We start from the raw sequence: 2665 nt of genomic DNA on the forward strand, positions 1-2665 counted from the left end.
ACTATGAGTTCATTATACAAGGGTGATTGTATGAACTATAAAATTGTGAAAATAGATGCACGGAATTATTCTTTATTTGATGATATGATATATTGGAGAATGAACGGTAGTGAAAGATTACCATTGAAAGAAGTAACTCAGCAAAGTATTATAAATGAATTGTCAAATCCTAATTTGTCTATATATGTGGTTGAAGTGGAAAGACGATATGTTGGTTGGATTTCGTTAATTTATATGCCTAAAGTTGGAAAATATAATGGTTTTGGACATGTTTATGTTGATGAATTATGGATTCATCCTTCATATCGCAGAAACGGGTTTGCATATGAATTAATGAAAAAGGCAGAGGTATTAAGGCAAGAAAAGAATGCTACAGGCATTAGGCTATATGTAGATATTGATAACATTAGTGCAAAAAAATTATATGAACAATGTGATTTTAGTGTTTCATGCTCAGCATACTTAATGGAAAAGTAGTTGCAATTATAAATTGCCTTAAGTTGAAAGTTTCTTAAATTAGGTAATGAAATTAATAAATAATAAGCAATTGAATAAAAACCTATATGATATCGTAATTAAATCTATAAATATTGATAGGTCTAAAAGATATAATTCAATGGTTGATTTTTATATTGAATGGAACAAGGCTTTAAGGACATTATAAACACAATCTTTTTATACCATGGAACAAATATATAATTAAATAATTTATTAGTAATACTGTTTATTTTAGAGCACCACAATACGGAGGTGCTTTTTTCATATACATACATTTTATTGTAGTTATGCTATAATAAGTATATATGATCATTAGGATAAATGAATAATTGGAGAATGCTACTTATTAGTTTTTCGTATATAAATAAGAATTTATGAAAGGGTTTAATTTTTATGATAAATGAAATTTTTAAAGATACCATGGCAAATATGAAGTGGACTGAGATACAAGATTTTGTTGATAAAAATGCAATTGTTTTATTGCCAATGGGGGTGATTGAGGAGCATGGTCCACAATTATGCTTAGGAACAGATATATATACTGCTCATATATACTGCCTAGCTATAAAAGAAAAACTTGAAAAAAAGGGACATGTAGTTGTTATTGCTCCACCTTTTTATTGGGGTGTTTGTCAATCAACAGGTGGCTTTATAGGGTCTTTCCATATACGAAAGGAGACTGCAAAAGCATTAGTTTCAGACATTTTATTATCACTGTCAGAGTTTGGTTTCAATAATGTTTTTGGGGTTAATGCACATGGAGACATTGACCATAACCTTGCCATTATAGAAGCTTTTAGGGAAGCCAGTGAGCAATTTCATATCAATGCTTGTTACACTTTTGATGAATTGAGGTTTCCACACTTTGGATTTAAGTTAGACGAACCCTATTTATGTCCAATAAAACAACAAACAATTAATGTAAGCAAGGCAGAAGTTCCTGATGTACATGGTGGAGATATTGAAACAGCTATGATATATGAGTTTTATCCAACTCTAGTGGATGTTGAAAAAGCGAAGTCTTTACCTCCAGTTACTTTAGATGATAGCAGCGGTGTAGCATGGTTGTTTGGTGGTCACATAAAAGAACTTTCAGCGGAAGGTTATTTAGGCTCTCCTGCTGATTTTGAAAATGTTGAAGTTCAAAAGAATGTTGAGGATTATGCTTATAGAATATCAGAAGCAATATTAAGACGAATAGTATAAGGATGATATTGCATTAAACTGCTTTGATAAAAATCAAAGCTATTTATTTAGTTAGTGGAACTTACTCCTCAGAATGCACATAAAAAGGAGGTATTATTTTGAATCTAATATTTATAATTATTATTAGTTATTTGACATTATATTTAGTAATTTGGTTACATGAATTAGGGCATTCTTTTTTTTATTGGAAATATGGATGTAAAGAAAATTGGCTTAAAGTAAGCGTAAAGCCATATTTATTTTTTTCTACACCAGCACCAGTTGATGAAGAAAAAGCAGAACATTTAACCACTAAACAAAACCTAACAATTTCATATGGAGGAATTGTTGTAAATTTGTTTCTTGCTTTTATGATTATAATAGTAATTGAAATTACTTATATAAGTAACAATTATATTGAATTGTTTCTATATCAATTTGTTACTTTACATTTATCAGAAGCGATAAGTTATCTTGTACTTGGAAACATTTATTTAGTAAGTGATATGAAAGGGATTGCAAATATTAAACCAATATTGCGTCCAATTAATTTTATCTTAGGAATACTTACTTTTGTGATATATTTTATATTTATTAAACAAATTCCACAATATATTTTATCTGTAATTCTTACTTTTAATTTAATTGTAATAATATGTATGAGTGTTGGAAGAATTGTATTTACCTATTACTATTCTAAAAAAATAACTTAATATCCATTAGACAGATGTAATATAGAGGTAAGATTGTCAGATTACCTTGATTGTTATGCAATAGAAAAAGATGTCTTCACCTATAAATATTAAGTAGAATATTATACTGCATTATTTAATTGGTAATATTCTTACAATATAAACAAGCGTTATTTATATTGCATTTATTTTAAAATAAATTTATATATTTTTAATTGTAAATAAATAATTGCAAAATAATTAGAAGCATAAAATTTATATTTTATTCAGACCAGCTAATTATAGTCAAG

Annotated in this window: 3 protein-coding genes; all 3 read left to right on the plus strand. The window is 27.8% G+C overall.

Going from position 1 to position 2665, the window contains the following annotated elements; translation table 11 throughout:
- Nucleotides 1-477, plus strand: a 477-nt coding sequence (locus B2694_RS00005) for a GNAT family N-acetyltransferase (protein WP_346884012.1), incomplete at its 5' end; no start/stop codon positions are given.
- Nucleotides 478-891: 414 nt separating this feature from the next.
- Complete coding sequence (locus B2694_RS00010) at nucleotides 892-1704, plus strand: creatininase family protein (RefSeq protein ID WP_346884013.1); 813 nt, start codon at nucleotides 892-894, stop codon at nucleotides 1702-1704.
- Nucleotides 1705-1802: 98 nt separating this feature from the next.
- The gene (locus B2694_RS00015) at nucleotides 1803-2396 is read left to right on the plus strand and encodes a hypothetical protein (RefSeq protein WP_346884014.1); all 594 of its coding nucleotides are present in this window, start codon (nucleotides 1803-1805) and stop codon (nucleotides 2394-2396) included.
- Nucleotides 2397-2665: the final 269 nt, after the last annotated feature.

The organism is Clostridium sp. UBA4395 (assembly GCF_002390995.1).
GTDB classification, from domain to species: Bacteria; Bacillota; Clostridia; order Clostridiales; family Clostridiaceae; genus Clostridium_J; species Clostridium_J sulfidigenes.